We start from the raw sequence: 23,581 nt of genomic DNA, 5'->3' as shown, positions 1-23,581 counted from the left end.
TCCATGGGTAGCGCCGGGCTATGCCCGGCGGATGGTTCAGGTGCCGCTGTGCTCGCCGGGCATGGCCCGGCGCTACCACGTGCCGGTCAGAACCGGTTGTCGCCACCCAGCGTGCGGCCCAGGCCGCCCAGGATCGAACCTTCGCCACGGCTCTGCCCGCCGCCCTGCGGCGCAGCCATCCACATGCGGCCAGCCAGGCGCGAGAACGGCAGCGACTGCAGCCAGACCTTGCCCGGCCCGGTCAGGGTGGCCAGGAATACGCCCTCGCCGCCGAACAGCATGCTCTTGATGCCGCTGACACGGCGCACATCCATTTCCACCGTCGGGTGGTAGGCCACCACGCAGCCGGTATCGACGTCCAGGCGCTCGCCAGCGGCCAGCTCGCGCTCGACCACGCAGCCACCGGCGTGGATGAACACCCAGCCGTCACCCTCCAGCTTCTGCATGATGAAGCCTTCGCCGCCGAACAGGCCGGTCATGATCCTGCGCTGGAACTGCACGCCGATGCGCACGCCGCGCGCGCCGGCCAGGAAGCTGTCCTTCTGGCAGATCAGGCGACCACCGTGCTGGTCCAGCTTCATCGGCAGCACCGTGCCGGGGTAGGGCGCGGCGAAGGCCACCTTGCCGCGGCCGGTGCCGGTCTGGGTGTAGACGGTGGCGAACAGACTTTCGCCGGTCACCACGCGGCGGCCGGCGGCCATCACCTTGCCCATGAACCCGCTGCTGGCCTGCGAGCCGTCGCCGAACACGGTGTCCATCTGCACCGTGGATTCCTTGAACATCAGCGCGCCGGCCTCGGCGATCGCGCTTTCACCCGGGTCCAGGCCGATCTCCACGAACTGCATTTCATGGCCGACGATGCGGAAATCGATGGGATCGCCGTGGCCGCCGCTGCTGCTGATGGTCTGTGGGTCGGCGGCTGCGGCAGCGGACCTGACCGGCGGCCCCAGGGGCGCAACGGGGGGCGCAGCACCCTGCAGAGCGGCCACCTCGGACACGGGTGTCCACCCGTCCATGCCCTGGCTCCAGGCCAGTGCGCGCGGATTATCCCGCGCAAACTGTCGCGCAGCGTCTCCATCGAGCGGGCCGATGCGCTCGGCCTGGCCGGCGGCATGGAAGTACCACTGGGTCATAGCAGCAGGTCCTTTGCAAGGAGAAAACCAGAGTCTAGCGTCCTGCCAGCGGCACTGCCGCAGGGGGCCATGAACGATCAGCATTTGCGGCGCGCGTGCTGTATTGCAACAATTATCTGGTAGCGCCGTTTTACCACCCCTCCAAACACAGCCTACCGCCATGTCTCCGACCCGCACTTCCCGTGGCCGACTTCCGGTCGCGCGTCCCCTCGTTGCCGCTCTTTCCGCCCTGCTGCCGCTGGTAGCAGCCGCCCAGGAAACACCCGCTGCCAAGGATCCGGTTGCCCTCGATGCCCTGCAGGTGACCGCGCAGCGCCGCGTCGAGAACGCCAAGGACGTGCCGGTCGCGATCACCGCGATCCAGGGCGAGAAGCTGGATGTGCTCGGCTCTGCCGGCGACGACATCCGCTTCCTGTCCGCGCGCGTGCCCAGCCTGAACATCGAATCGTCCTACGGTCGTGCCTTCCCGCGCTTCTACATCCGCGGCCTGGGCAATACCGATTTCGACCTCAACGCCTCGCAGCCGGTATCGCTGGTGTATGACGACGTGGTGCAGGAAAGCCCGCTGCTGAAGGGCTTCCCGCTGTTCGACCTGGCCGGCGTGGAAGTGCTGCGCGGCCCCCAGGGCACGCTGTTCGGCCGCAACACCCCGGCCGGCGTGGTGAAGTTCGATTCGGCCCGTCCGTCGCAGGACGCCGATGGCTACGTGAAGGTCTCCTACGGCAGCTACGACACCTGGAACGTGCAGGGCGCCTACGGCGGCCCGCTGACCAGCCGCTGGTCGGCGCGCGTCTCGGCGCTGTACCAGCGCCGCGACAACTACGTGGACAACACCGTCGCCAACGCGCCCAGCTCGGGCTTCGAAGGCTATGACGAGGCCGCAGGCCGCGTGCAGTTCCTGTACGAGGGTGACGACGTCGAAGCGCTGTTCAACCTGCACAAGCGCAAGCTCAACGGCACCGCGCGCCTGTTCCGCGCCAACATCATCCAGCCCGGCAGCAACGCGCTGGTCGAGAACTTCGACCGCGACAAGGTCTCCACCGATGGCCTGAACTTCTCCAACCTGGAAACCTGGGGCGGCAGCGCACGCATCAAGTGGGACCTGGGCCGCGTCACCCTGCACTCGATCACCGGCTATGAAACCGCCGAATCGCTGAACCACGGCGACGTCGATGGCGGCTACGGTGCCTCGTTCCTGGGCGCCGGCAACTACGGCCCGGGTTTCATCCCGTTCCCGTCCGAATCGGCTGACGGCCTGCCGCACCACCGCCAGTGGACGCAGGAATTCCGCGTCGAATCCAACGAGTGGGGCCGCTTCGACTGGCAGGCCGGCGTCTTCTACTTCGATGAAGACGTGACCATCGACAGCTTCAACTACGACTCGCTGACCCCGGGCAACCCGCAGACCGGCCACGCCGTGCAGAGCCAGCGCAACAAGGCCTGGGCCGCATTCGCCTCGGGCGACCTGGACGTGACCGACCGCTTCAAGCTGCGTGCCGGCGTGCGTTACACCCAGGACAAGAAGGACTTCACCGCCAGCGTGCTGCAGGCTGTCTCCGGCGGCACGCCGGTCAGCGGCCCGTACCTGGCCAACAGCGATGTCGACGACGTCAGCTGGGACCTGAGCGGTGTCTACCAGATCACCGACAACATCAACGCCTATGCGCGCGTGGCCAAGGGCTTCCGTGCACCGTCGATCCAGGGCCGCCTGGCCTTCGGCGGCGTCACCCAGGCCGATTCGGAGAAGGTGATCTCGTATGAAGCCGGCATCAAGGCCGACCTGTTCGACCGTCGCGCGCGCTTGGGCTTCAACGTGTTCCGCTACAACGTCGATGGCCAGCAGCTGATCGCCGTGGGTGGCAGCAACAACACCGCCACCCTGCTCAACGCCGACAAGACCATCGGCCAGGGCTTCGAGCTGGACTTCGAGGCGTACCTGACCGACCACGTGCTGATGACCCTGGGCAGCAGCTACAACGACACCGAGATCAAGGACAAGGATCTGGCCGTGGCGATCTGCGGCGGTGGCTGCACCATCACCGACCCGACCACCATCATCAACGGTGGCACCTACGCGCTGGTCAACGGCAACCCGCTGCCGCAGGCGCCGAAGTGGATCCACAACCTGACCCTGCGTGCCGGCTTCCCGGTGAACGACGCCAGCGAGATCTACGTCTATACCGACTGGGCGTACAAGGGGCCGGTGAACTTCTTCCTGTACGAGTCGCCGGAGTTCCGCAGCCGCAGCTCGCTGGAAGGTGGCCTGCGCGTGGGTTACAACTGGGATTACGGCCAGTACGACGTGGCCGTGTTCGGCCGCAACCTGACCAACCAGACCCGTGTGGTCGGCGCGATCGACTTCAACAACCTGACCGGCTTCCTCAACGAGCCGCGCACGTTCGGCGTCGAGTTCACCGCGAAGTTCTGACGCGGTTGATGGCGTGATGCAATGAAGAAGGGCCGGCGCAATGCCGGCCCTTCTGCTTTTTGTAGCGTCGAGCCATGCTCGACTGCTGTGAGCCGAGCATGGCTCGGCTCTACGGAGGCGTGTGTTACAGCGCGCTTTCTGGCCGCACCTTCAGCACCGCTTCCTCGGCCGCGCAGTCGCGGCTGGAATGCAGGCCGGCCTTGCGAGCGTCGGCGATCTCCTTGCGTGCCGCCAGCAGATCCTTGTTGAACGCCGCGCTGTCATGCAGGCGGGCCACCGCAGCAGCGCCCATGAAACGCCCTTCGAGGATGTCGCTCTGCCAGTGCACGTTGCACACCAGGCGGCTCTCGCCGTAGTTGCGGCCACGCGCCTGGATGGCGTCGGCGCGGTCCGGCGCGATCTCCGACAGGATCAGCGCCCAGGCCCAGCCGATGGAGGTGTGGCCTGACGGATAGGAGCCGTTCTTTCGCAGCCCGGCTTCGTCCTCGGGCGTACAGGTGGGCTCGCCGTTGACCATGAACGGGCGCGGGCGCTGGTACTGGTTCTTGGCCGCCTTGGTGGCCGCGCTGGCATCGATGCGGCTGCGTTCCAGCAGGCGGTACAGGGCGGGGGTCTTCACCGCGTCCACGTCGATGTCGGCGGCGCAGGAGAACTGGTTGGCACCCGCGGGGAAGCCGAGTTCGGCATCGCGGGTCGCCTGGCTGAAGCGCGGCGTGCCGCGCAGGGCGCGGGCTTCGCGGCTGACCTGCTCATCCAGCGCGAAGCCGGCCGAACCGGCTGCCGGCGGCGCCGGCACCAGGGCGATGCTGGCCGGCACGACGGCCTTGTCCAGGTAGCCCACGGCCTTGGTGGTGACGTTGGATTCCACTACGGTGGGTGCGGTGGCGGTGGACGCGCAACCGGCCAGCGACAGGGCGATGGCCAGGCCGAGCAGGGGGCGGGCGGGGAGGGCGGGCAGGGACATGGGCAGGCTCGAGACAGGAAACACAGCGGCCATGATCGCAGCCCCTCCTGCCGGCTGCAGCGTCCATGGGTCATACGGCCAGACCCGGCATGGTGGCTTGCTCCGGTCACGATCCTGCAACAACAGCATTCAACGTCGCCAATCTACTGAAAACGGGCGCAGCGCACGGACTTTCACGCGCGTTGGCAGCGAGCATCGGCCCACAGCCGGGCCGGGGGGATCCGCTGACGAGGGAGAAATGCGATGCGCAGCACCGCAACAGGAAGTACCGTCCTGGCCCTGCTGTTGGGCCTGGCCTGCACCCCGGCACAGGCCGCCGATGTCTACGGCGTGGCCTTCGTACACGGCACCGGCGCACAGACCAACGCCACCCAGGACTACTGGCAGCCGGCGATCATCGACACCGTGCGCCAAGGGCTGCCGAACAGCAGCAACTACGTGGTCATCAACTGCGATTTCACGCAGTACATGTGGAAGCCGGAAGCGGCGGGGTGCCTGGCCGAACAGCTGACCGGCTTCATCGACAGCCGTGGCATCACCCAGCTGGTGGTCATCACCCATTCCAATGGCGGCAACGTGGTGCGCTGGATCCTGTCCAACCCCACCTACGACAGCCGCTACCCGAAGATCATCCGCACGGTGCGCAAGGTCACCGCGCTGGCGCCGTCCTCGGCGGGCACGCCGCTGGCCGATGCGGTGCTCAACGGCAACACCTTCGAAACCTCGCTGGGCTGGCTGCTGGGCTACAAGAACGATGCCGTGCGCATGCAGCAGGTCGGCCACATGGCCACCTACAACGCGCAGAACCTGTACGGCACCGCCGGCCGCCCGGCACTGCCCAAACCCTTCCGCGCGGTGGTCGGCAGCGATGTCGAATCGGCGGTGTGGGACAGCAACAGCTACTGCGGCGGCTATGCGGCCAACGTCGGCCTGGAGTTCACCCAGAACTGGCTGTCGTCCTGTTCGGACGGCTTCCTGGAATGCAGCAGCCAGAAGGCGGCGGGCAGCCTGTGGTTCACCGACAAGGCGCGCACCCAGGGCGCCGAACCGCTGAGCCACAACCAGAGCCGCCGCGAGTGCTTCGGCCTCGGCACGATCCTGCGCAACGACCTGACCCAGTGAGGGAGATGACCATGAAGATCCATTCCACCCTGCTGGCCGCAGCCGTACTGGCCGCACTCGCCGTCGCGCCGGTGCATGCCGCGCAGGCGCTGAGTGCCGCCGCAGCCGGTGACCAAGTGCCCGCGTCACTGGTGGCCGCGCCGCTGCCGGCCGATGACAGCGAGCGTGTGCCGCTGGCCTTCGCCTGGGCCCTGGACCCGACGCAGCCGCTGCAGGCGCCGGGCGCCTACGCGGCGGTCAGCCGCAGCTACTGGCAGCAGATTGACGCGGCCGAACTGCAGCGCGGCCTGGACCTGCCGCTGACCGCACCGGACGCAGTGATCCAGATCAGCCCCGCTGCAGGCGCGCGCGCGCTGCCTGCCGAAGCCGTGCAGGTACGTGATGCCGCCGGCCGCACCGGCGTGGCGCGCAGTGTAGACGCACGCCAGCTGCAGGCCGCCGGCATGGCGGTGAACGATGGCAGCAGCATGCTGCGCACCGGTGCCAGCAGCGCGGTGGGTGCCTACCGGCTGCAGAGCGCGCAGGCGCAGGGCCGCTACGTGGTGCAGGTGCTGGAACCCAACAGCCCGGTGCGGCTGGAGGTGCAGGCCAACCAGGCGCAGGTGCTGGCCGGCGGCAGCGTGCAGCTGCAGGCACGCCTGTTGGAGGATGGCGCCAGCACCGCGAAGCTGGCCACGCGCCACAGCAGCCTGGGCGGTGAAGCCCTGCTGGTGGCACCGGATGGCCGCAGCTGGCCGCAACGGCTGCTGCGCACCACCGATGGCAGCCTGCGCGCGCAGGTGCGCATTCCGGCCGAAGCCAGCACGGTGCAGGGCCTGTGGGAACTGCAGGTGTTCGCCCAGGCCGACGGCGTGCTGCGTGATGGCAAGGTGGCCTTTGCGGTGGCGCAACCGACGGCGCGCTTCAGCGGGCAGGCCACGCCCGATGCCGCCAGCCGCCAGGTCAGCCTGCCACTGCAGGTGGCCGCCGCAGGGCGCTACGAAGCACGCGGCACGCTGTACGCCACCGGCGCCGATGGGCAGTTGAAACCGGTGGCACAGGCGCATGCGGCGGCCTGGTTCGAGGGCGCCGGCCGTGGCGTGCTGGTGTTGCCGTTCGACCAGGCTGCGTTGCCGGCCGGCTTCGGTGCGCCGTATGAGCTGCGTGACCTGCAGCTGCAGGACCAGAGCCGGATGGCGCCGATCGAATCGCGCGCGCTGGCGCTGCGGTTCTGACTGGAACGTGGCGGGCCGGATACACCGGCCCGCCGCGTTGCATGATGTAGAGCCGAGCCCATGCTCGCCTGCCGATTACCCCGCGTACGCGGTCAAGACCCCATTCTGTTCCACCACGCTGATCGCACCGCCAAACACCGCCGACAGCGGTTCATCGCGCAGCAGTTCATCGCGGGTGCCATCGGCCAGCACGCGGCCGTCGCGCAGCAGCACCACCCGCTCGATCTCGGGAATCACTTCCTCGATGTGGTGGGTGACCAGCACCAGGGTGATGCCCTGCTGGGCCAGCACACGCATGGTCTCCACCAGTTGCTGCCGCGCCACCAGGTCCAGGCCGGTGGACGGTTCGTCCAGCAGCAGCGCCTGCGGCCGGTTGACCAGGGCGCGGGCGATCAGCACGCGGCGGGTCTCGCCGGCCGACAGCTCGGCATAGGCACGCTCGCGCAGCGCCAGCGCGCCAGTCATGGCCAGGGTTTCGCCCACCCTCGCACGCATGTCCGCCGTCACCTCGCGGAACGCCGGCACCACATAGCTGGCGAAGAAACCGGACAGCACCGCCTGTTCCACGGTCAGGCCGGGCATGTCGGACAGGTTGCTGCTGAGGTCGCCGGTGACGATGCCCAGCTGCGAACGCAGGCGGTCGACCTGCCAGCGGTTCTGCCCCAGCACCTTCACCGCCACCCGGCCATCGGCCTGGGCCAGCGGGTACAGCTCGCGGGTGATCAGCTTGATGAAGGTCGATTTGCCGCAGCCGTTCGGGCCCAGCAGCGCGGTGTGCTGGCCCTGCGCGATGCGCAGGCTGAGCCCGTGCAGGACCTTCACCTGGCCACGGATGACGCTGGCGTGGTCCAGTTCGATGAGCGGAGGAAGGTCCCCGCTGGACGGGGCAGGGGTAAGGGTGCGGGCGCGCGGATCAAGACTCGACAACTCAGGTCCCCAACTGTGAACAGTGTCACTTCATGACGGTGCAGGAATACCGCCGCAAGGGTGCAGTTTGCAACGCAAGCGCCCATCATGTCTGCCATCCCCGCGTCGATCTGGAGTGCCGCCATGCCCGATGCCCTGATCTCCCTGCTGACCGGTGGCGTGCTCGGCCTGGGCGGCTGGGCCATGCTGGCGGTGCTGCTGGTGTTCACCCAGCTCACCATCTTCTCGGTCACCCTCTACCTGCACCGCAGCCAGGCCCATCGCGGGGTCGATTTCCATCCGGTGCTCGCGCATCTGTTCCGCTTCTGGCTGTGGCTGACCACCTCGATGATCACCCGCGAGTGGGTGGCCATCCACCGCAAGCACCACGCCAAGGTGGAAACCGAGGAGGACCCGCACAGCCCGGTCACCCGCGGCATCGGCAAGGTGTTCTGGCACGGCGTGGAGCTGTACCGCCGAGCGCGCGGCATGCGTGCGGACATCGAACAGTACGGCCGCGGCACGCCGGACGATGCCATCGAGCGCCACCTCTACACGCCGCGCGCCACCCTCGGCCCGGTGCTGCTGCTGGTCATCAACAGCGTGCTGTTCGGCCTGCCCGGCGTGGCCCTGTGGGCGATCCAGATGGCCTGGATTCCGTTCTGGGCGGCGGGCGTGGTCAATGGCCTCGGCCACTGGTGGGGCTACCGCAACTACGAGTCGGCCGACACCTCCACCAACCTGACGCCGTGGGCGTTCTGGATCGGTGGCGAGGAACTGCACAACAACCACCATGCTTTCCCCAGTTCGGCGCGCTTTGCGATGCGCCGCTGGGAGTTCGACATCGGCTGGAGCGCGATCCGCCTGCTGCAGGCGCTGCGCCTGGCCAAGGTGCTGCGGGTGGCGCCGGCCATGGACGTGCGCCCGAACATCGCCGTGCCCGATGCCGAAACCCTCAAGGCGCTGCTGTCGCATCGCTTCCAGGCGATGACCGACTACCAGCGCAACGTGTTCATGCCGGCCCTGCGCGAAGAAGCCACCCAGGCCGGGGCCAAGCTGCGCCGCCTGCTGCCGCGCCGCCTGCGCCGGGGCCTGGTCAATGATGGCCGCTGGCTGCAGCCGGACAGCCGCGCCCAGCTCAGCGAATGGGTCGCGCAGCGCCCGCGCATCCGCACCCTGGTGGAGTACCGCGCGCGCCTGGCCGCGCTGCTGGAAGCCCGCGGCCATGATGCCGCCGAGCGCCTGCGCCACCTGCAGGCGTGGTGCCACGAGGCCGAGGAAAGCGGTATCGCCGCCCTGCAGGCCTACGCCGCGCGGTTGAAGGGCTACACCCTGGTGGGCGCATGAGACAGCTGCTGGTTCCGCTGCTGTGCCTGCTGCCGCTGGCCGCCTCCGCGCAGGTCACCGACACCGCCACCTACCTGCAGCGCATGGACAGCGACGGCGATGGCAAGGTCAGTGAGGCCGAGTACGTGCAGTGGATGCTGTATGCCTTCGACCACATGGACCGCAACGGCGACGGCGTGCTGACCGCCGACGAACTGCCCGGCGGCAAGGGCAGGCCGATCACCCGCGAACAGCAGCGCCAGGTGATCGTGCAGCGCTTCCACAAGCAGGATGCCAACGGCGATGGCTATCTGGATGCACGTGAACTCTCTGCGCCGCCGCGCTGATCATGGATGACCCGATGGACGACGAACTCCTCGCCGAATGGCTCGATTTCTGCGCTGGGCGCAGCGAGCAGGAAGACTGGTATTTCTCCGGCCTGCTGCAGGGCGTGACCGACGCGGACACACTGGCCACCGTGTTCGCCGCTTTCCCGCATGCCGACGAACTGCGGTCGCGCGCGCTGGACGTGCTCGCCGCCGGCCACTGGGGCGACCACCTGTACCTGCAACCGGCCAACGCCGGTGATGCACAGGCACGGGCGGCTGCCGCGCGCGCCTGGCTGGACGAGCTGGCGCGTGTGGCCGGCGCTGCCGGTGAGCCCGGCCTGCAGGCCACGCTGCGCGAGGTGCCCGTGGTGGCCGCTCCGGCCGAGCGCCTGGAAGCGGCGTTGCGCGGATCGGGCCCGGCCGACTACCTGCACGATGTCATCTGCGATGCGGTGCATGAGGCGCGCACGCTGGACAGCCCACAGGTGGCCGCGCTCGACGAGGCGCTGTACCACATCGCCTCCGATCTCTATCTCGGGTGGTACATCACCCAGCCCCTGGCCCCGCATGCGATCGACTTCGCCCCCTACCTGGCGTTCTGGCGGCTGGGCGGACGCGGCGCGCTGGTCGAGGGCGCCTTCCTGGTCGAAGCGAACGACCTGGACTCGTAGCCGGTGCCGGGCTTCGCATGGCCCGGCGTAGAATCAGCCCATGCCTGAACTGCCCGAAGTAGAAACCACCCGCCGCGGCCTGGCGCCGCATCTGCAAGGCCGCCGCGTCCACGGCGTGATCCTGCGCCGCGCCGACCTGCGCTGGCCGATTCCGCCGGAAGTGGCTGATCTGCTGCCGGGGCAGCGCATCGAGGCGGTGCGCCGGCGGGCCAAGTACCTGCTGCTGGATACCGCCGTGGGCAGCGCCGTGCTGCACCTCGGCATGTCCGGCAGCCTGCGTGTGCTGCCGGGGGATACGCCGCTGCGAACGCACGACCACGTGGACATCAGCCTGGACAACGGCCGCCTGCTGCGCTTCAACGACCCGCGCCGCTTTGGCAGCCTGCTCTGGCAGCCGGCGGGCGAGGTCCACCCGCTGCTGCAGGGGCTGGGCCCGGAGCCGCTGGACGAGGCCTTCGACGGCGATTACCTGTTCGAACGCAGCCGTGGCCGCAGCGCACCGGTGAAGACTTTCCTGATGGACCAGGCGGTGGTGGTCGGGGTGGGCAACATCTACGCCGCCGAAAGCCTGTTCAAGGCCGGCATCAGCCCGCTGCGCGAGGCCGGCAAGGTGTCGCGCGAACGCTACCGGCGCCTGGCCCGCGAAGTGAAGGACACGCTCGGCTACGCCATCACCCGCGGCGGCACCACCCTGCGCGATTTCATCAGCCCCGATGGCGCCCCGGGCTACTTCGAGCAGGAGCTGCTGGTCTATGGCCGCGACGGCCTGCCGTGCCCGCAGTGCGGTCGCCCGCTCAAGCACGCGATGATCGGCCAGCGCGCCAGCGTGTGGTGCAGCCGCTGCCAGCGCTGAATCTCTTCATGCAGCGCACACCGGCAGCGCTATAGTCCGCTCAGCATCCGCTGCGGGGGGACGTTGCGATGGACGAAGGACCGGATATCACCGTCTGGCTGGATGCCGCGCGCGGCGGTGACCGCACGGCGCTGGACCGCGTGCTGACCACGCTGTACCAGGAGCTGCACGGCATGGCCCGGCGCCAGCTGGCTGGCCAGCAGGGACGCACGCTGGACGCCACTTCGCTGGTGCACGAGTCCTACCTGAAACTGCTCGGCAGCCGCGGCGCGGCGCGCTTCGAGGACCGCGCGCATTTCTTCGCCTATGCCGCCTCGGCCATGCGCAGCGTGGTGGTCGACTACGCGCGCAACCGGTTGGCGCGCAAGCGCGGTGGCGACCTGAAACGGGTGGCCGAGATTCCCGAGAACAGCAGCAGCGGCGTGCGCCTGGACGAGGACCTGCTGGCCCTGGACGTGGCCCTGGAGCGCCTGCAGGCCGTCGATGCGCATCTGGCACGGGTGGTCGAGCTGCGCTACTTCGCCGGCCTGTCCGAACAGGAGATCGCCGAACTCAGCCAGCGCTCGGAGCGCAGCATCCGCCGCGACTGGCAGAAGGCGCGGCTGTTCCTGCTGGCGGCGATGCGCGGCGACTGAGGCGCGCAGGCCGACCATGGATGCCGCACGCTGGCAGCTGCTGTCGTCCTGGCTGGACCAGTTGCTGGAGCTGGCCCCGGAGGCGCGGCAGCTGCGCCTGCAGCGCCTGGCCGAGCACGACCCGACCCTCGGCCGCGACCTGCAACACCTGCTGCTGCAGGAGGCCGACAGCCAGGAGTTCATGGCCCAGCCGCTGTGGACGGCCGCGCCACCGGGCCGTGCCGGCACCCAGGTGGGGCCTTACCAGCTGCTGCGTCCGCTGGGCGAGGGCGGCATGGGCGAAGTCTGGCTGGCCGAGCGCTGCGACGGCCTGTACCAGCGCCAGGTGGCGCTGAAGCTGCTGCGCAGCGGCGTGGCCGACCCCGGGCTGCGCCAGCGCTTCGGCCGCGAACGGCAGATCCTCGCCCGGCTGCAGCACCCGCACCTGGCCCAGTTGCTGGATGCCGGCGTGGACCAGCATGGCCAGCCCTACCTGGCCCTGGACTACGTGGAAGGCGAACCGATCAGCGACTACTGCCGGCGCCTGCAGCCGTCGCTGGAAACCCGTCTGCAGCTGATGCTGCAGGTCTGCGCGGTGGTCAGCCACGCCCACGCCAATCTGGTGGTGCACCGCGACCTGAAGCCCTCCAACATCCTGGTCCGCGCCGATGGCACGGTGAAGCTGCTCGACTTCGGTATTGCAGCGCTGCTGGACCATGACGATGCCGACGCCACCCACCCGCCCACCGAGGTGCGCGCGTTCACCCTGCACTACGCCGCGCCGGAACAGGTGCGCGGCGAGGCGGTCACCACCCTCACCGATGTCTATTCGCTGGGCGTGGTGCTGTTTGAAGTGGTGACCGGGCACAAGCCCTACCGCCTGCGCCGGCACAGTGATGCCGAATGGGAGCGCTCGATCCTCGACGTGCAGGTGCCGCGCGCATCGTCACTGCTGCTGCGGCTGGCCGACCAGCCCGGCGCCGCGCGGCGCGCGCTGCAGCGTCAGGCCCGGCAGCTGCGCGGTGACCTCGACGTGCTGCTGGAAAAGGCCCTGCAGAAGGATCCCGCACAGCGCTACGCCTCGGCCGAGGCATTGGCCGGCGACCTGCAACGCTACCTGCAGGGCCGGCCGATCCAGGCCCGGCCGCCCGGCGTGGGCTACCGCGTGAACAAGTACATCGGCCGCCACCGCTGGGGCGTGGCGCTGGCCTCGGTGGCGGTGCTGGCCCTGCTCGGCACCACCTCCATCGCGCTGTGGCAGGCACGCCACGCGCAGGTGGAAATGGCCCGCGCGCAGGCCATGCAGGGTTTCACCGTCAGCCTGTTCGACAAGGCGGCCAGTGAACGCCACGGCCATTTCGACGTGCCGCAGCTGCTGGCCACCGGGCAGCAGCGTGGCGAGGCCGAACTGGCCGACCAGCCTCTGGCGCTGGCCGAGCTGGAAGGGGTCATCGGCCGCCTGCGCATCGGCCTGGGCGACTACCAGCTGGCCCTGCAGACCCTGGACCAGCAGCGCCGGCTGCTGCAGCAGGTGGACGACGTGCCGCCCGCCCTGCAGCTGGAAGCGGTGACCCAGCGTGGACGCGCGCTGCGCATGCTGGGCCGCGACCGTGATTGCCTGGCGCACCTGCAGCCGCTGCAGCCATTGGCGGCCCATGAGGCCGATGCGTTGCCGGCGACGGTGGCTGAGTTCCACAGCCAGCTGGGTCGCTGCCAGGCCCAGCTGGGCAACGCCGATGCCGCGCGTGCCTCGTTCGAACAAGCGCTCGCCCTGCGCCACCAGGGCATTGGCCAGCGCTTTGGCCGCGCCGAGTCGCTGGCCGACCTGGCCGGGCTGGATGCCGGTGCCGGGCAGCTGGCTGCTGCGTTGGCCGGCTACCAGCAGGCACTGGCGCTGCTGGACCAGCCGGCCGATGGCCGCAGCCCGCAGGTGATCGGCCTGCACCGCCAGCTGGGCGAGGTGCTGGCACGGCAGGGCCAGACCGAGGCGGCCGCCACCGAACTGGAGCTGGCCTGGCAGGCGGCACAGGATGCCTGGGGCCCGCGCCATCCCGAGGCGTTGGTGGTGCGCCGCGCGCGCGCGATGCTGGCCCTGCAGCGCGGGCAGGGCGAGCACGCCGGACAGGAGCTGCAGCAGGTACAGGCACAGCTGCTGGCGGCGCTGGGTCCGGCCCACCGCGAAGTAGGCCAGGGTGAGTTCGCGCTGGGGCAGTGGGCCAGCGATCACGACGATGCTGCGCTGGCGGCCAGGCACTACGCGCGGGCAGTGGCGATCTGGCGCCAGCCCGACCATATGGCCCTGCTGCCGCAGGCGCTGCTGGCGCAGGCAGGCGCGCTGCAGCAGGCCGGGCAGCCGGCCGCGGCACATGCGGCGCTGGCCGAAGCACGCCAGCTGCTGTTGGCCCAGCGCGGGGCACAGGCCCCGGCCCTGCGTGAGCTGGATGCGCGGCTGGCCGCGCTGGCGCAGGCTGAACCAGCCGTACAGCCCTCCGCTGCCCGTTAACGTTTGTCTGCCTATGATGGCCGACCTTTCCTTTGCTTCCGCGCCTGCATGCAACGACGCGACTTCCTCCGCAATGCCTCCTTGGCCCTGGCCGCCTTCGGCCTGCCGACCCTGCCGGCCTGCGCGGCCGGGAAGAGTGGACAGCTCGGCCTGCGCCGGCTCGGCCAGCCGCAGCCGTTCGATTTCGCCACCCTGAAGGGCCAGGCCCGCGCGCTGGCGCAGGCGCCCTACCAGAGCCACAAGCGGGTGTTGCCCGGACGCCTGGAGGGGCTGGACTGGGATCAGTACCAGTCGATCAGCTATCGCCAGGACCACGCGCTGTGGGCCGACCAGGCTGGCAGGTTCCAGGCGAAGTTCTTCCACCTGGGCCTGTACTTCCATTCGCCGGTGCGGATGTTCGACGTGGTCGATGGCAAGGCGCAGGAACTGGCTTACGACGGCGCGGCATTCAACTACGGCAAGAGCGGCCTGAAGAACGGCGAGCTGCCGGCGGACCTGGGCTTCGCCGGTTTCCGCCTGAACACCCGCAATGACACCGACCGCGACTTTGCTGCCTTCCTCGGCGCCAGCTACTTCCGCGCCGTCGGCAAGGAGGGCCAGTACGGCCAGTCCGCGCGCGCGCTGGCCATCGATACCGGCATGGGCAAGCCGGAGGAATTCCCCGATTTCATCGCGTACTACCTGGAGCAGCCTTCGGCCGACTCGGACACGATCGTGGTCTACGGCCTGCTCGATTCGCCCAGCGTGGCCGGGGCCTACCGCTTTGCCATCACCAACGGCGACGTGCTGCTGATGGACATCGACAGTGCGCTGTACCCGCGCAAGGCCATCGAGCGCCTGGGCATCGCCCCGTGCACCAGCATGTACCAGGTGGGCGAGAACGACCGCCGCATGGGCTGGGACTGGCGCCCGGAAATCCATGACACCGATGGCCTGTCGCTGTGGACCGGTGCCGGCGAATGGATCTGGCGTCCGCTGGTGAATCCGCGCAACCTGCGCTTCAACATGTTCGTCGACCACAACCCGCGCGGCTTCGGCCTGCTGCAGCGTGACCGCAATTTCGACCACTACCAGGATGACGGCGTGTTCTACGAGAAGCGTCCGTGCCTGTGGGTGGAGCCGAAGGGCGAGTGGGGCGATGGCTCGGTGCAGCTGGTGGAGATCCCCACCGTGGACGAGACCTTCGACAACATCGTGGCGTTCTGGAATCCGAAGGAAAAGCCGCAGCCCGGTCAGGAACTGCTGGTCGGCTACCGCCTGTTCTGGGGCGCCGAGCCGCCGGCGCGCACGCCACTGGCGCACTGCGTGGCCACCCATACCGGCCTGGGTGGCGTGGTGGGCAAGAAGCGCGAGTACTTCAGCTGGCGCTTCGCGGTGGATTTCGAAGGCGGCGAGCTGGCCAGCCTGATCGACAAGGGCGAGGTGGAGGCGGTGGTGGAAGCCAGCCGCGGCCGGGTGGAGATCGTGTCGGCGCGGCCGCTGCGCGAGATCAAGGGCTACCGCGCGATGTTCGATCTGGTGCCGCCGGAGGGCAGTACCGAGCAGATCGACATTCGCCTGTACCTGCGCAGTGGTGGCAAGCCGCTCACCGAGACCTGGCTGTACCAGTACACCCCGCCGCCGGCGGGTGCGCCGGAGCGCACGCTTTACTGATGAGTGGGTAGGGATTGCAGGGCTGCAGCCCTGCACCTGCTTCAAGCCACGGCAACGTCAACGTCAAAAACGGGCATTCCGTGGGTTGGCGGGGTGGGTCCGGTTGAGGGGGACGCCGTAAACCCCCCTCCGGGGTCCGGCCCAGCCGCTGGCGGCTGTGCGTTCGGGCGCTTGCGAAGCAGTGCTTCGCAAGCAAAGCGCCCTCACCCATGGGGGCTTGGTCGCGCCATCCATGGCGCTCACACCCCCTCAACCGGACCCACCCCGACTTCGACAGTTTCCTGCGATCTGTCGGAACGGCATCCTGCTCTGGTGGGTGCCGACCCTTGGTCGGCACGGGGTCGGATATCGATGTCTGACAGAAAAATCGTGTCGACCAAGGTCGACACCTACCAACAGCTGGCGTTGCCAGTAGATCCACGCCATGTGTGGATGAGTTCATTCGATATCTGACAGATGTGCCGACCAACGGTCGGCACCCACCAACAGCCGCCGGCCAACTGTCGAAGGCGGGGCACTGTGGGTTTGCGGGGTGTGAGCCGCATGGATGCGGCGACCAAGCCCCCATGGATGGGTTCACGGCGTCCCCGCAAACCCACAGTGCCCCGCCATCCCACGGAATGCCGCTGTTGCTGTTGCTGTTGCTGTTGCTTCGGCTCCGGCTTGCAGCAGGTGCAGGGCTGCAAGCCCTGCAGAAGACCCCTTACAAGGGCAGGGGTGCCTGCGCCGGGTCGATCCGGCCTTCACCGCGGGTGATCTTCTTGAACTCCGCCCGGCTCACCGACACGTAGCGCTCGTTGCCGCCGATCTCGACCTGCGGGCCGTCCTGCACCGCGTGGCCATGCTCATCCACACGCACGGTCATCGTCGCCTTCTTGCCGCTGTGGCAGATCGTCTTGATCTCCTGCATCTCATCGGCCCAAGCCAGCAGGTACTGGCTGCCCTCGAACAGCTCGCCGCGGAAATCGGTGCGCAGGCCGTAGCACAGCACCGGAATGCGCAGCTGGTCGACCACCTCGCTCAGCTGCCAGACCTGCGCCCGGGTCAGGAACTGCGCCTCGTCCACCAGCACGCAGCCCATCGGGCCGTTGTCGGCCAGGTCCTGGGCCACCCAGCGCTGCAGGTCGCTGTCGCGGTCGAAGGCCATGCCCTCTGCGCGCAGACCGATGCGCGAAGCGACCACGCCGGCACCGGCGCGGTCGTCCAGGCGCGGGGTCAGGATCGCCACCCGCATGCCGCGCTCGCGGTAGTTGTGCGCGCTCTGCAGCAGGGTGGTGGTCTTGCCGGCATTCATCGCCGAATAGTAGAAATAGAGCTTGGCCATCGGTCGATTGTACGCCGCTGCCCCGGCCCACCGAAGCCGTTCAGCATCCCCACCGGCCGACGGCTGTGGCCGTCCCCCGGGCCCGCTACAATCCCTCTCCAATGCACGGTCTCAATCCCCCCCAAGCCGCCGCCGTCCTGCACATCGAAGGTCCTCTGCTGGTGCTCGCCGGTGCGGGCAGCGGCAAGACGCGCGTGATCGTGGAAAAGATCGCCCACCTGATCGGCTGCGGGCGCTATCCCGCGCGCCGCATCGCGGCGATCACCTTCACCAACAAGTCGGCCAAGGAAATGCGCGAGCGCGTGGCCAAGCGCCTGCGCGAGCAGGACGCCGACGAGGTGACCATCTGCACCTTCCACGCCCTGGGCCTGAAGTTCCTGCAGATCGAACACGCCGCCGTTGGCCTGAAGCGCGGCTTCTCGATCTTCGATGCCGACGATGCCGCTGCGCAGATCAAGGACCTGATGTCCGGCGCCAAGCCCGACGACATCGAGGACATGAAGAACCTGGTGTCGCGCGCGAAAAATGCCGGCCTGTCACCCGAACAGGCGATGGCCGCCGCGCGCAGCAACCGCGAGAAGGAAGCGGCCAGCGTCTACGAGCGCTACCAGCTGCGTCTGACCGCGTTCAATGCGGTGGACTTCGACGACCTGATCCGCCTGCCGGTGCAGGTGCTGGAAGAGAACCCGGACATCGCCGTGGCCTGGCGCGAGCGCATCGGCTACCTGCTGGTGGACGAATGCCAGGACACCAACGACGCGCAGTACCGGCTGCTCAAGCAGTTGGCGGGTGAGAAAGGCAACTTCACCTGCGTGGGTGACGACGACCAGTCGATCTACGCCTGGCGTGGCGCCAACCCGGAGAACCTGCAGCAGATGGGGCGCGATTACCCCGCGCTGGAAATCATCAAGCTGGAACAGAACTACCGCTGCTCCAACCGCGTGCTGCGCGCGGCCAACGCGCTGATCGCCAACAATCCGCACGAGCACCTGAAGAAGCTGTGGAGCGACCAGGCCGACGGCGAGCGCATCCGCGTGTGGGAATGCCGCAACAGCGAACACGAAGCGGAAAAGGTTGCCGCTGAAATCGCCTTCGTGGCGCAGTCGCGCAAGGTTCCGTGGAGTGATTTCTGCATCCTGTTCCGCGGCAACTTCCAGTCGCGGCCGCTGGAAAAGGCGATGCAGCTGCTGCGCATTCCCTACCACCTGACTGGCGGCACCATGTTCCTGGAACGCCAGGAAGTGAAGGACACGCTGGCCTGGCTGCGCCTGCTGGTGAATCCGGACGACGACACCGCGTTCATGCGTGCGGTGCAATCGCCCAAGCGCGATGTCGGCGCAGGCACACTGGCCAAGCTGGCCGAGCTGGCGCAGGAAAAGGACATGCCGATGGCACAGGCCGCCGAAGCGATCGGCGCCCTGCAGCAGCTGCCGCCGCGCGCGGCCAACAGCCTGGCGCGCTTCACCGACATCCTGCGCGACCTGCGTGCGCAGACGCGGCAGATCAGTTCCGGTGACATGATCCGCAAGGTCGCCAAGGAATCGGGCCTGCTCAGCGAACTGCGCCAGCAGGCCAAGGAAGAAGCCAGTTACCAGCGCCGCGCCAACAACATCGAGGAACTGGCGCAGTGGTTCGAAGGTGGCCCGCGCGGTGCCACCGCCGCCGACCTGGCCGGCCAGCTGGCGCTGCTCTCGCGCAGCGACAAGGACGAGGGCGGCAACCAGGTACGCATGATGACCATGCACGCCTCCAAGGGCCTGGAATTCCCCTATGTCTTCATCGTTGGCTGCGAGGACGGCGTGCTGCCGCACCAGGTCAGCCTGGACGAAGGCAACCTGCAGGAAGAGCGGCGCCTGCTGTACGTGGGCATCACCCGAGCGAAGATCCAGCTGTGGATGAGCTACAGCAAGCTGACCCGCAAGTTCGGCGAGCATGTGCGGTTGAAGCCGAGCCGGTTCTTCGAGGAGATTCCGGCCGAGGAAATCCAGCGCGATGGCGCCGACCCGGTGGCGGATGCGGCGCGGAAGAAGGAGCGCGCGACGGCGGGGTTGGCGGCGATCGAGGCGCTGTTCGACTAAGGCGCTCCAACGGCGCCGCCCCTCCGTGGTGGAGCGCGCGCGGGTTGCGCGGAGGGGCCGCTCGGGGCGTGTTCGCGGGGGACGCCGTGAACCCGTCCCTGGGGGCTTAGCCGCGCCATCCATGGCGCGGATACCCCCGCGAACCCACCCCGACCGGCCTCTGACGGATTCCGGGCGCCTCCTGCCACGGCAATGCAGAGAAAAACAAATTCAACAGCCGGGCGTTGAGGCAGAATCGGGGTTTCGGCTGGAGGTCTGCGCGTGCATCCCATCGAAAGCGAACGCCTGCGCCTGCGCCGCCTGGAACCGGATCGGGATGCCGTGCCGATGCTGGCGCTGCTCAACGATCCGGGCTTTCTGCGTTTCATCGGTGACCGCAACGTGCGCAGCGAGGAACAGGCGAGGGAGTACATCGCGATGCGGGTACTGCACAGCTATGCCTTGAACGGGTTCGGCATGTACGCGATCGAGCGCCTGGCCGATGGCGCGTGGCTGGGCAACGCCGGCCTGGTGCGGCGCGATGGCCTGCCGGGGCCGGACATCGGCTATGCGGTGCTGTCCGAATTCGCGGGGCAGGGCTATGCCAGCGAGGCGGCGCGGGCAGTGTTCGCGCATGCCCGTGCGGAGCTGGGCATTGAGGATCTGTACGGCATCACCGACCTGGACAATGTGGCTTCCGGGCGCATCCTGCTGGGGCTGGGCATGCACGAACGCGGCGTGATCCAGCTGCCGGGCGTGGACAGCGCAAGCCGGCTGTACGCCACGCCGGGGGCGGCGGCGGTTCAACAGCCAGCATGAGCCGGTGGGGTATGGTGCAGGTCTGTTTTCCTGCACGGATGCTTCGATGCTGATCAACGCGTATTCCACCCTCGGCCCGGTGCTGGCACCGCCACCACAGGCCGGGAGTGCCTCCGTCCGTGGTCTTGATGACCCCGCACTGGCTCCGCACCTGGGCGGCTTCGTCAACTACGTGCTGGGCCATGGCGACGGGCAGATGACCGCCGCGCGCTATCACCTGATGCGGCACGTGCAGCGTGTCCGCCAGCACTATCTGTTCGAGCTGGCCGAGGCTGATCTTGAGGCGCTGCAGCCCTGGCTGCTGCAGGCCAATGCGGTGTGCTTCCTGGAAGATGGCAGCGTCCGCGATCCGGCCGGCAGGGTGCTGTTGGGTGAAGCGCCCGATCCGCAGGCGCAGGTGCCGTATCCCGCCGATGCCGGGCAGCGCCGTGCGCGCAGCCAACAGCAGCTGCAAGCCCACGAGCTGCGTGTCCCGCCGTCATTGCCACCTGTGCTGGGTGCGGCCGAGGCGCAGCTGCGCGAGCCTGCCCAGGTCTGGGCCAGGGCACAGGCGCTGCTGGCCTGCGCGCTGCGCGCCGAGGCGCTGCAGTCCGGTGAACCACCGTTGAGCCTGGCCGAACTTGCCGGGCGTCTGCCGGCGCTGCCGGAGGCCCTGAGCCCGGCCGAGGCCGCCTTCATCGAGCACGGCGACGCCGAAGCTGCCCTGCCGTTCGGCTGGCGCTACGAGAGTCTGGCCGTGCTGCTGTGGGCGCTGGGGCTGTGCGAGGCGCTGCCGTGGCCGCAGGCGACCTGTGCAGTGCCGGATGTGGTCGGCGCCCTGCTGCAGGCGGCTGACAGTGGCAGCGTCCCCGCGACCCTGCGCGATACCGCCGAGCTGCTGGATGCGCTGGATCTGCACTACCGCCTGCACTGGGCCGCACGTGAGGCCCAACGCCAGGGTGCGCCGCTGCCGGGTGCGCTGGTGGGCGGCGTGATCTACGAGCGCCATTACGCGCTGAACTGGTTGTTCTGCTTTGAGCAGGCCGACTGGGACGACGTCGATACGCCGACCTGAGTTCACATTGCATCGTGCCGGCCAGCGGCCGGCACTACCGGAAGCCTCAGCCGCGCAGTTCCGCCAGCTGCGCCTGCAGCTCGGCCACCGCGGCTTCCAGCTGGGCCACGCGCTCGGCCAGGCCGGGGTCGGCCGCTTCGCTGCCGCCACCGCCGCTGCTGGCGTACTTCGCGGCCAGCGCCGCACCGTCCACCTCACCGCACAGCAGGTGCATGTAGCGGTCCTCGCGCTGGCCGCTGGCGCGCGGCAGCACCAGCAGCAGGGCGCGCTGCTGCAGGCGCTCGATGGCGTGGCGGGCTTCGTCGACATCCGCAAACCGGTACAGGCGCTCGCTGCGCGAGACCAGCTCGCCCAGGGTCTGCGGGCCGCGCAGCAGCAACAGCGCCAGCAGCACGGTCTGCTGCCGGGTCAGGTCCAGCGCGGCCTGCAGGCGGTGCTCATAGCGGTCGGCACGCGAGGAGAAGTGCTGGCGCGCCAGGCCCAGCGTCTCCAGCTGGCGCAGCGCGTGCTGCACGCTGCCGGCGTCGACGTTCATCACCGGCTCGCGGGCGGTCTTCTGGTTGGCCGCCGACTGCGCAGCGTTGACCGTCAGCGGGTAGGTGTCCGGGGTGGTCGCCTCCTTTTCCACCAGGCAGCCCAGCAGGCGGGCCTGGACGGCGTCGAGCAGGGGGACCTCGGGGGTCGGGACGGGATCGGTCATGGCGGCCTCCGAAAGGCAGAGTGTCAACCCCGCAGCATAGCCGCGCCACGGTCATCTTTGCCGGTAAAATGGGCGGGTATATCTGATTGCCGGTGAATCCTGATGCGTCGTCCCGTTTCCCTCTCCCTGACCCTGCTCGCCACTGCGGCGATCGGCCTGTCTGCCTGCAAGCGCGTGGACGCGCCTGCGGCCCAGGCTCCCGAAGCCCCGGCCGCTGCCGCCAAGGCCGACGGCGCCGCCGATGTGACCGCCAACGACAACCTCAATGCCGTGCTGTGGATGCAGCGCGCGCAGGAGTACAAGGCGATCACCGAACAGACCTACCGCGCTGCCGCCGACCATCTGGACGCCGCGCTGAAGGAAGCCCACTGGGATGCGCTGGTGCCGGAAGAACGCGGCAACGCGGCCAAGGGCCTGAAGCCGGCCGTGGTGCTGGACGTGGATGAAACCGTGCTCGACAACTCGCCCTACCAGGCGCGCCTGGTGCGCGACGGCAAGGAATACGACGAGCTGACCTGGGACCAGTGGGTGGCCGAGAAGAAGGCCAAGGCCATCCCCGGCGTGGTTGATTTCGCCAAGGCCGCCAACGCCAAGGGCGTGACCCTGCTGTACATCTCCAACCGCGCCGTGCACCTGAAGGACGCGACCCTGGCCAACCTGCGCGAGCAGGGCCTGCCGGTGGCCGACGACAGCGTGTTCCTCGGCCTGGGCACCGTGGTCAAGGACTGCGAGCAGAACGGCAGCGAGAAAAACTGCCGCCGCCGCCTGGCCGGCCAGCAGTACCGCGTGCTGATGCAGTTCGGCGACCAGATGGGTGACTTCGTGGAAGTGACCGCCAACACCAACGAAGGCCGCGACGCGCTGCTGCAGCAGTACCACGACTGGTTCGGCGAGCGCTGGTGGATGCTGCCGAACCCGACCTACGGCGGTTTCGAGCCGGCCCAGTTCAACAACGACTACACCCAGTCGCGCCAGGCCCGCCACGACGCCAAGCGCGCTGCGCTGGATTACGCACCGTGAGCCGCGCACCGCTGCCGCTGCGCGATGACGAACGGCTGATCTTCGCCCTGGACGTGCCTGACCGCGTGCAGGCGCTGGAGTGGGTCGATCGCCTGGGCGACAGCGTGGCGTTCTACAAGATCGGCATGGAACTGCTCGCCTCCGGCGAGTATTTCCAGGTGCTGGACGAGCTGGCCCGCCGCGACAAGCGGGTGTTCGTCGACCTGAAGTTCTTCGACATCCCGGCCACCGCCGCGGCGGTGATCAAGCGCCTGTCGCAGTGGCCGGTCAGCTACGCCACCATCCATGGCTGGCACCCGGCGATGATGGAGGCCTGCGCGGCCGCCAACAGCAGCGACATGCGCCTGCTGGCGGTCACCGTGCTGACCTCGATGGGGCGCCCGGACCTTGCACAGATGGGCATCGACCGCGAGCCGGTGGACGTGGTGGTCGAGCGCGCGCTGGCCGCCCAGGCCGCCGGCATTGATGGCGTGATCGCCTCCGGCCAGGAAGCGGGCCCGATCCGCGCCGCCACCGGCGCCGGGTTCTCGATCGTCTGCCCGGGCATCCGTCCGGGTGGCCCGGTCGGCGATGACCAGAAGCGTACCGTCGGCGTGGCCCAGGCCTTCGCCGATGGCGCCGATGCCATCGTGGTCGGCCGCCCGATCCGCCTGGCCACCGACCCGCAGGCCGCCGCGCGGGCGATCCAGCAGGAAATCGCGTCGGCTCTGGCTGCACGCTGAGCCTGCCGGCGCTGCCGGTCACACCGCAATGCCGAACGCCATCCCGCCCCGTGTGGGATGGCGTTCGCATTTGTGGGTGAGGCGCTGTCGTAGTCGCCCCCACTGCGAAGAACCGTGCGCGCGGTCGCACTGGATCCGAACACTCCTCCCTCCCAATCGATGCACCGGC

At 68.8% G+C, this 23,581-nt stretch carries 20 protein-coding genes; 15 read left to right on the top strand and 5 right to left on the bottom strand.

The features are described 5' to 3' along the window. Positions 1-86: 86 nt before the first annotated feature. Positions 87-1,133 (bottom strand): TIGR00266 family protein, encoded by a 1,047-nt coding sequence (locus VER16_RS05540; protein ID WP_324806089.1) that lies wholly within the window; start codon positions 1,131-1,133, stop codon positions 87-89. Between the two features lie 160 nt (positions 1,134-1,293). Here VER16_RS05540 and VER16_RS05535 point away from each other — a divergent pair, with 160 nt between their 5' ends. Further along, complete coding sequence (locus VER16_RS05535; RefSeq protein ID WP_324806087.1) at positions 1,294-3,561, top strand: TonB-dependent receptor; 2,268 nt, start codon at positions 1,294-1,296, stop codon at positions 3,559-3,561. A 124-nt stretch (positions 3,562-3,685) separates the two neighbouring features. Here VER16_RS05535 and VER16_RS05530 read toward each other — a convergent pair whose 3' ends face one another. Beyond that, a complete protein-coding gene (locus VER16_RS05530) occupies positions 3,686-4,525 on the bottom strand; it encodes a phosphatase PAP2 family protein (RefSeq protein WP_324806085.1) in 840 nt (279 codons plus the stop codon). 243 nt (positions 4,526-4,768) lie between these two features. On the opposite strand from VER16_RS05530, the gene VER16_RS05525 reads away from it, so the two are divergent. Together VER16_RS05525 and VER16_RS05520 are read left to right on the top strand one after the other, a co-directional pair. Continuing rightward, positions 4,769-5,647: a hypothetical protein gene (locus tag VER16_RS05525; protein ID WP_324806083.1), complete on the top strand. Its 879-nt coding sequence runs from the start codon at positions 4,769-4,771 to the stop codon at positions 5,645-5,647. A gap of 11 nt (positions 5,648-5,658) precedes the next feature. Continuing rightward, on the top strand, positions 5,659-6,861 hold the full coding sequence (locus VER16_RS05520) for a DUF4785 domain-containing protein (RefSeq protein ID WP_324806082.1): 1,203 nt from the start codon (positions 5,659-5,661) through the stop codon (positions 6,859-6,861). Between the two features lie 75 nt (positions 6,862-6,936). On the opposite strand, the gene VER16_RS05515 is transcribed toward VER16_RS05520, so the two are convergent. Next, positions 6,937-7,719, bottom strand: coding sequence for an ABC transporter ATP-binding protein (locus tag VER16_RS05515; protein WP_324806287.1), 783 nt, complete (start codon positions 7,717-7,719; stop codon positions 6,937-6,939). 192 nt (positions 7,720-7,911) lie between these two features. Between VER16_RS05515 and VER16_RS05510 the strand changes: the two genes are divergently transcribed. The 7 genes from VER16_RS05510 (at position 7,912) to VER16_RS05480 (ending at position 15,716) form a co-directional block, all read left to right on the top strand. Continuing rightward, positions 7,912-9,114 (top strand): DesA family fatty acid desaturase, encoded by a 1,203-nt coding sequence (locus VER16_RS05510; RefSeq protein ID WP_324806285.1) that lies wholly within the window; start codon positions 7,912-7,914, stop codon positions 9,112-9,114. Further along, positions 9,111-9,440 (top strand): EF-hand domain-containing protein, encoded by a 330-nt coding sequence (locus VER16_RS05505; RefSeq protein ID WP_324806080.1) that lies wholly within the window; start codon positions 9,111-9,113, stop codon positions 9,438-9,440. The genes VER16_RS05510 and VER16_RS05505 overlap by 4 nt, the downstream gene beginning before the upstream one ends. 14 nt (positions 9,441-9,454) lie before the next feature. Then, complete coding sequence (locus VER16_RS05500) at positions 9,455-10,093, top strand: hypothetical protein (protein ID WP_324806078.1); 639 nt, start codon at positions 9,455-9,457, stop codon at positions 10,091-10,093. Between the two features lie 40 nt (positions 10,094-10,133). Then, a complete protein-coding gene (mutM, locus tag VER16_RS05495; RefSeq protein ID WP_324806077.1) occupies positions 10,134-10,946 on the top strand; it encodes a bifunctional DNA-formamidopyrimidine glycosylase/DNA-(apurinic or apyrimidinic site) lyase in 813 nt (270 codons plus the stop codon). Positions 10,947-11,014: 68 nt separating this feature from the next. Beyond that, on the top strand, positions 11,015-11,581 hold the full coding sequence (locus tag VER16_RS05490) for an ECF-type sigma factor (RefSeq protein WP_108767212.1): 567 nt from the start codon (positions 11,015-11,017) through the stop codon (positions 11,579-11,581). 16 nt (positions 11,582-11,597) lie between these two features. After that, entirely contained in the window at positions 11,598-14,063 is a 2,466-nt protein-coding gene (locus VER16_RS05485; RefSeq protein WP_324806075.1) for a serine/threonine-protein kinase, read from the top strand. Between the two features lie 48 nt (positions 14,064-14,111). Continuing rightward, positions 14,112-15,716 (top strand): glucan biosynthesis protein D, encoded by a 1,605-nt coding sequence (locus VER16_RS05480; RefSeq protein WP_324806073.1) that lies wholly within the window; start codon positions 14,112-14,114, stop codon positions 15,714-15,716. 703 nt (positions 15,717-16,419) lie between these two features. On the opposite strand, the gene VER16_RS05475 is transcribed toward VER16_RS05480, so the two are convergent. Beyond that, complete coding sequence (locus tag VER16_RS05475) at positions 16,420-17,040, bottom strand: thymidine kinase (RefSeq protein ID WP_116864814.1); 621 nt, start codon at positions 17,038-17,040, stop codon at positions 16,420-16,422. A gap of 101 nt (positions 17,041-17,141) precedes the next feature. Between VER16_RS05475 and VER16_RS05470 the strand changes: the two genes are divergently transcribed. The 3 genes from VER16_RS05470 to VER16_RS05460 all read left to right on the top strand — a co-directional run bounded on the left by VER16_RS05470 (position 17,142) and on the right by VER16_RS05460 (position 20,970). Continuing rightward, complete coding sequence (locus VER16_RS05470) at positions 17,142-19,118, top strand: UvrD-helicase domain-containing protein (protein ID WP_324806070.1); 1,977 nt, start codon at positions 17,142-17,144, stop codon at positions 19,116-19,118. Between the two features lie 261 nt (positions 19,119-19,379). After that, positions 19,380-19,916 carry a GNAT family N-acetyltransferase gene (locus VER16_RS05465; RefSeq protein ID WP_324806068.1) on the top strand — a complete coding sequence of 179 codons (537 nt, stop codon included), beginning with the start codon at positions 19,380-19,382 and terminating at the stop codon, positions 19,914-19,916. Positions 19,917-19,962: 46 nt separating this feature from the next. Then, the gene (locus VER16_RS05460) at positions 19,963-20,970 is read left to right on the top strand and encodes a DUF4272 domain-containing protein (RefSeq protein WP_324806066.1); all 1,008 of its coding nucleotides are present in this window, start codon (positions 19,963-19,965) and stop codon (positions 20,968-20,970) included. A gap of 46 nt (positions 20,971-21,016) precedes the next feature. On the opposite strand, the gene VER16_RS05455 is transcribed toward VER16_RS05460, so the two are convergent. Beyond that, positions 21,017-21,670, bottom strand: a complete 654-nt coding sequence (locus tag VER16_RS05455; RefSeq protein ID WP_324806064.1) for a YceH family protein — start codon at positions 21,668-21,670, stop codon at positions 21,017-21,019. Positions 21,671-21,772: 102 nt separating this feature from the next. On the opposite strand from VER16_RS05455, the gene VER16_RS05450 reads away from it, so the two are divergent. Both VER16_RS05450 and pyrF read left to right on the top strand, forming a co-directional pair. Continuing rightward, the gene (locus VER16_RS05450) at positions 21,773-22,690 is read left to right on the top strand and encodes a 5'-nucleotidase, lipoprotein e(P4) family (RefSeq protein WP_324806062.1); all 918 of its coding nucleotides are present in this window, start codon (positions 21,773-21,775) and stop codon (positions 22,688-22,690) included. Further along, complete coding sequence (gene pyrF, locus VER16_RS05445; protein WP_053511292.1) at positions 22,687-23,412, top strand: orotidine-5'-phosphate decarboxylase; 726 nt, start codon at positions 22,687-22,689, stop codon at positions 23,410-23,412. The genes VER16_RS05450 and pyrF overlap by 4 nt, the downstream gene beginning before the upstream one ends. The last annotated feature ends 169 nt before the right edge of the window (positions 23,413-23,581 follow it).

This window comes from Stenotrophomonas sp. (assembly GCF_035634915.1).
GTDB lineage: Bacteria > Pseudomonadota > Gammaproteobacteria > Xanthomonadales > Xanthomonadaceae > Stenotrophomonas.
The sequence above is the reverse complement of the archived record's forward strand: the minus strand, read 5'-3'. Positions and strand labels throughout refer to the sequence as shown.

What these genes read in the sequence shown, in the direction of transcription:
- VER16_RS05505 (WP_324806080.1), top strand. Translation starts at nt 9,111, where the DNA reads ATGAGACAGCTGCTGGTTCCGCTGCTGTGCCTGCTGCCGCTGGCCGCC.
- VER16_RS05525 (WP_324806083.1), top strand. Translation starts at nt 4,769, where the DNA reads ATGCGCAGCACCGCAACAGGAAGTACCGTCCTGGCCCTGCTGTTGGGC.
- VER16_RS05530 (WP_324806085.1), bottom strand. Translation starts at nt 4,525, where the DNA reads ATGTCCCTGCCCGCCCTCCCCGCCCGCCCCCTGCTCGGCCTGGCCATC.
- VER16_RS05490 (WP_108767212.1), top strand. Translation starts at nt 11,015, where the DNA reads ATGGACGAAGGACCGGATATCACCGTCTGGCTGGATGCCGCGCGCGGC.
- mutM (WP_324806077.1), top strand. Translation starts at nt 10,134, where the DNA reads ATGCCTGAACTGCCCGAAGTAGAAACCACCCGCCGCGGCCTGGCGCCG.
- VER16_RS05460 (WP_324806066.1), top strand. Translation starts at nt 19,963, where the DNA reads ATGCTGATCAACGCGTATTCCACCCTCGGCCCGGTGCTGGCACCGCCA.
- VER16_RS05500 (WP_324806078.1), top strand. Translation starts at nt 9,455, where the DNA reads ATGGACGACGAACTCCTCGCCGAATGGCTCGATTTCTGCGCTGGGCGC.
- VER16_RS05450 (WP_324806062.1), top strand. Translation starts at nt 21,773, where the DNA reads ATGCGTCGTCCCGTTTCCCTCTCCCTGACCCTGCTCGCCACTGCGGCG.
- VER16_RS05540 (WP_324806089.1), bottom strand. Translation starts at nt 1,133, where the DNA reads ATGACCCAGTGGTACTTCCATGCCGCCGGCCAGGCCGAGCGCATCGGC.
- VER16_RS05470 (WP_324806070.1), top strand. Translation starts at nt 17,142, where the DNA reads ATGCACGGTCTCAATCCCCCCCAAGCCGCCGCCGTCCTGCACATCGAA.
- VER16_RS05455 (WP_324806064.1), bottom strand. Translation starts at nt 21,670, where the DNA reads ATGACCGATCCCGTCCCGACCCCCGAGGTCCCCCTGCTCGACGCCGTC.
- VER16_RS05510 (WP_324806285.1), top strand. Translation starts at nt 7,912, where the DNA reads ATGCCCGATGCCCTGATCTCCCTGCTGACCGGTGGCGTGCTCGGCCTG.
- VER16_RS05485 (WP_324806075.1), top strand. Translation starts at nt 11,598, where the DNA reads ATGGATGCCGCACGCTGGCAGCTGCTGTCGTCCTGGCTGGACCAGTTG.
- VER16_RS05535 (WP_324806087.1), top strand. Translation starts at nt 1,294, where the DNA reads ATGTCTCCGACCCGCACTTCCCGTGGCCGACTTCCGGTCGCGCGTCCC.
- VER16_RS05480 (WP_324806073.1), top strand. Translation starts at nt 14,112, where the DNA reads ATGCAACGACGCGACTTCCTCCGCAATGCCTCCTTGGCCCTGGCCGCC.
- VER16_RS05475 (WP_116864814.1), bottom strand. Translation starts at nt 17,040, where the DNA reads ATGGCCAAGCTCTATTTCTACTATTCGGCGATGAATGCCGGCAAGACC.
- VER16_RS05520 (WP_324806082.1), top strand. Translation starts at nt 5,659, where the DNA reads ATGAAGATCCATTCCACCCTGCTGGCCGCAGCCGTACTGGCCGCACTC.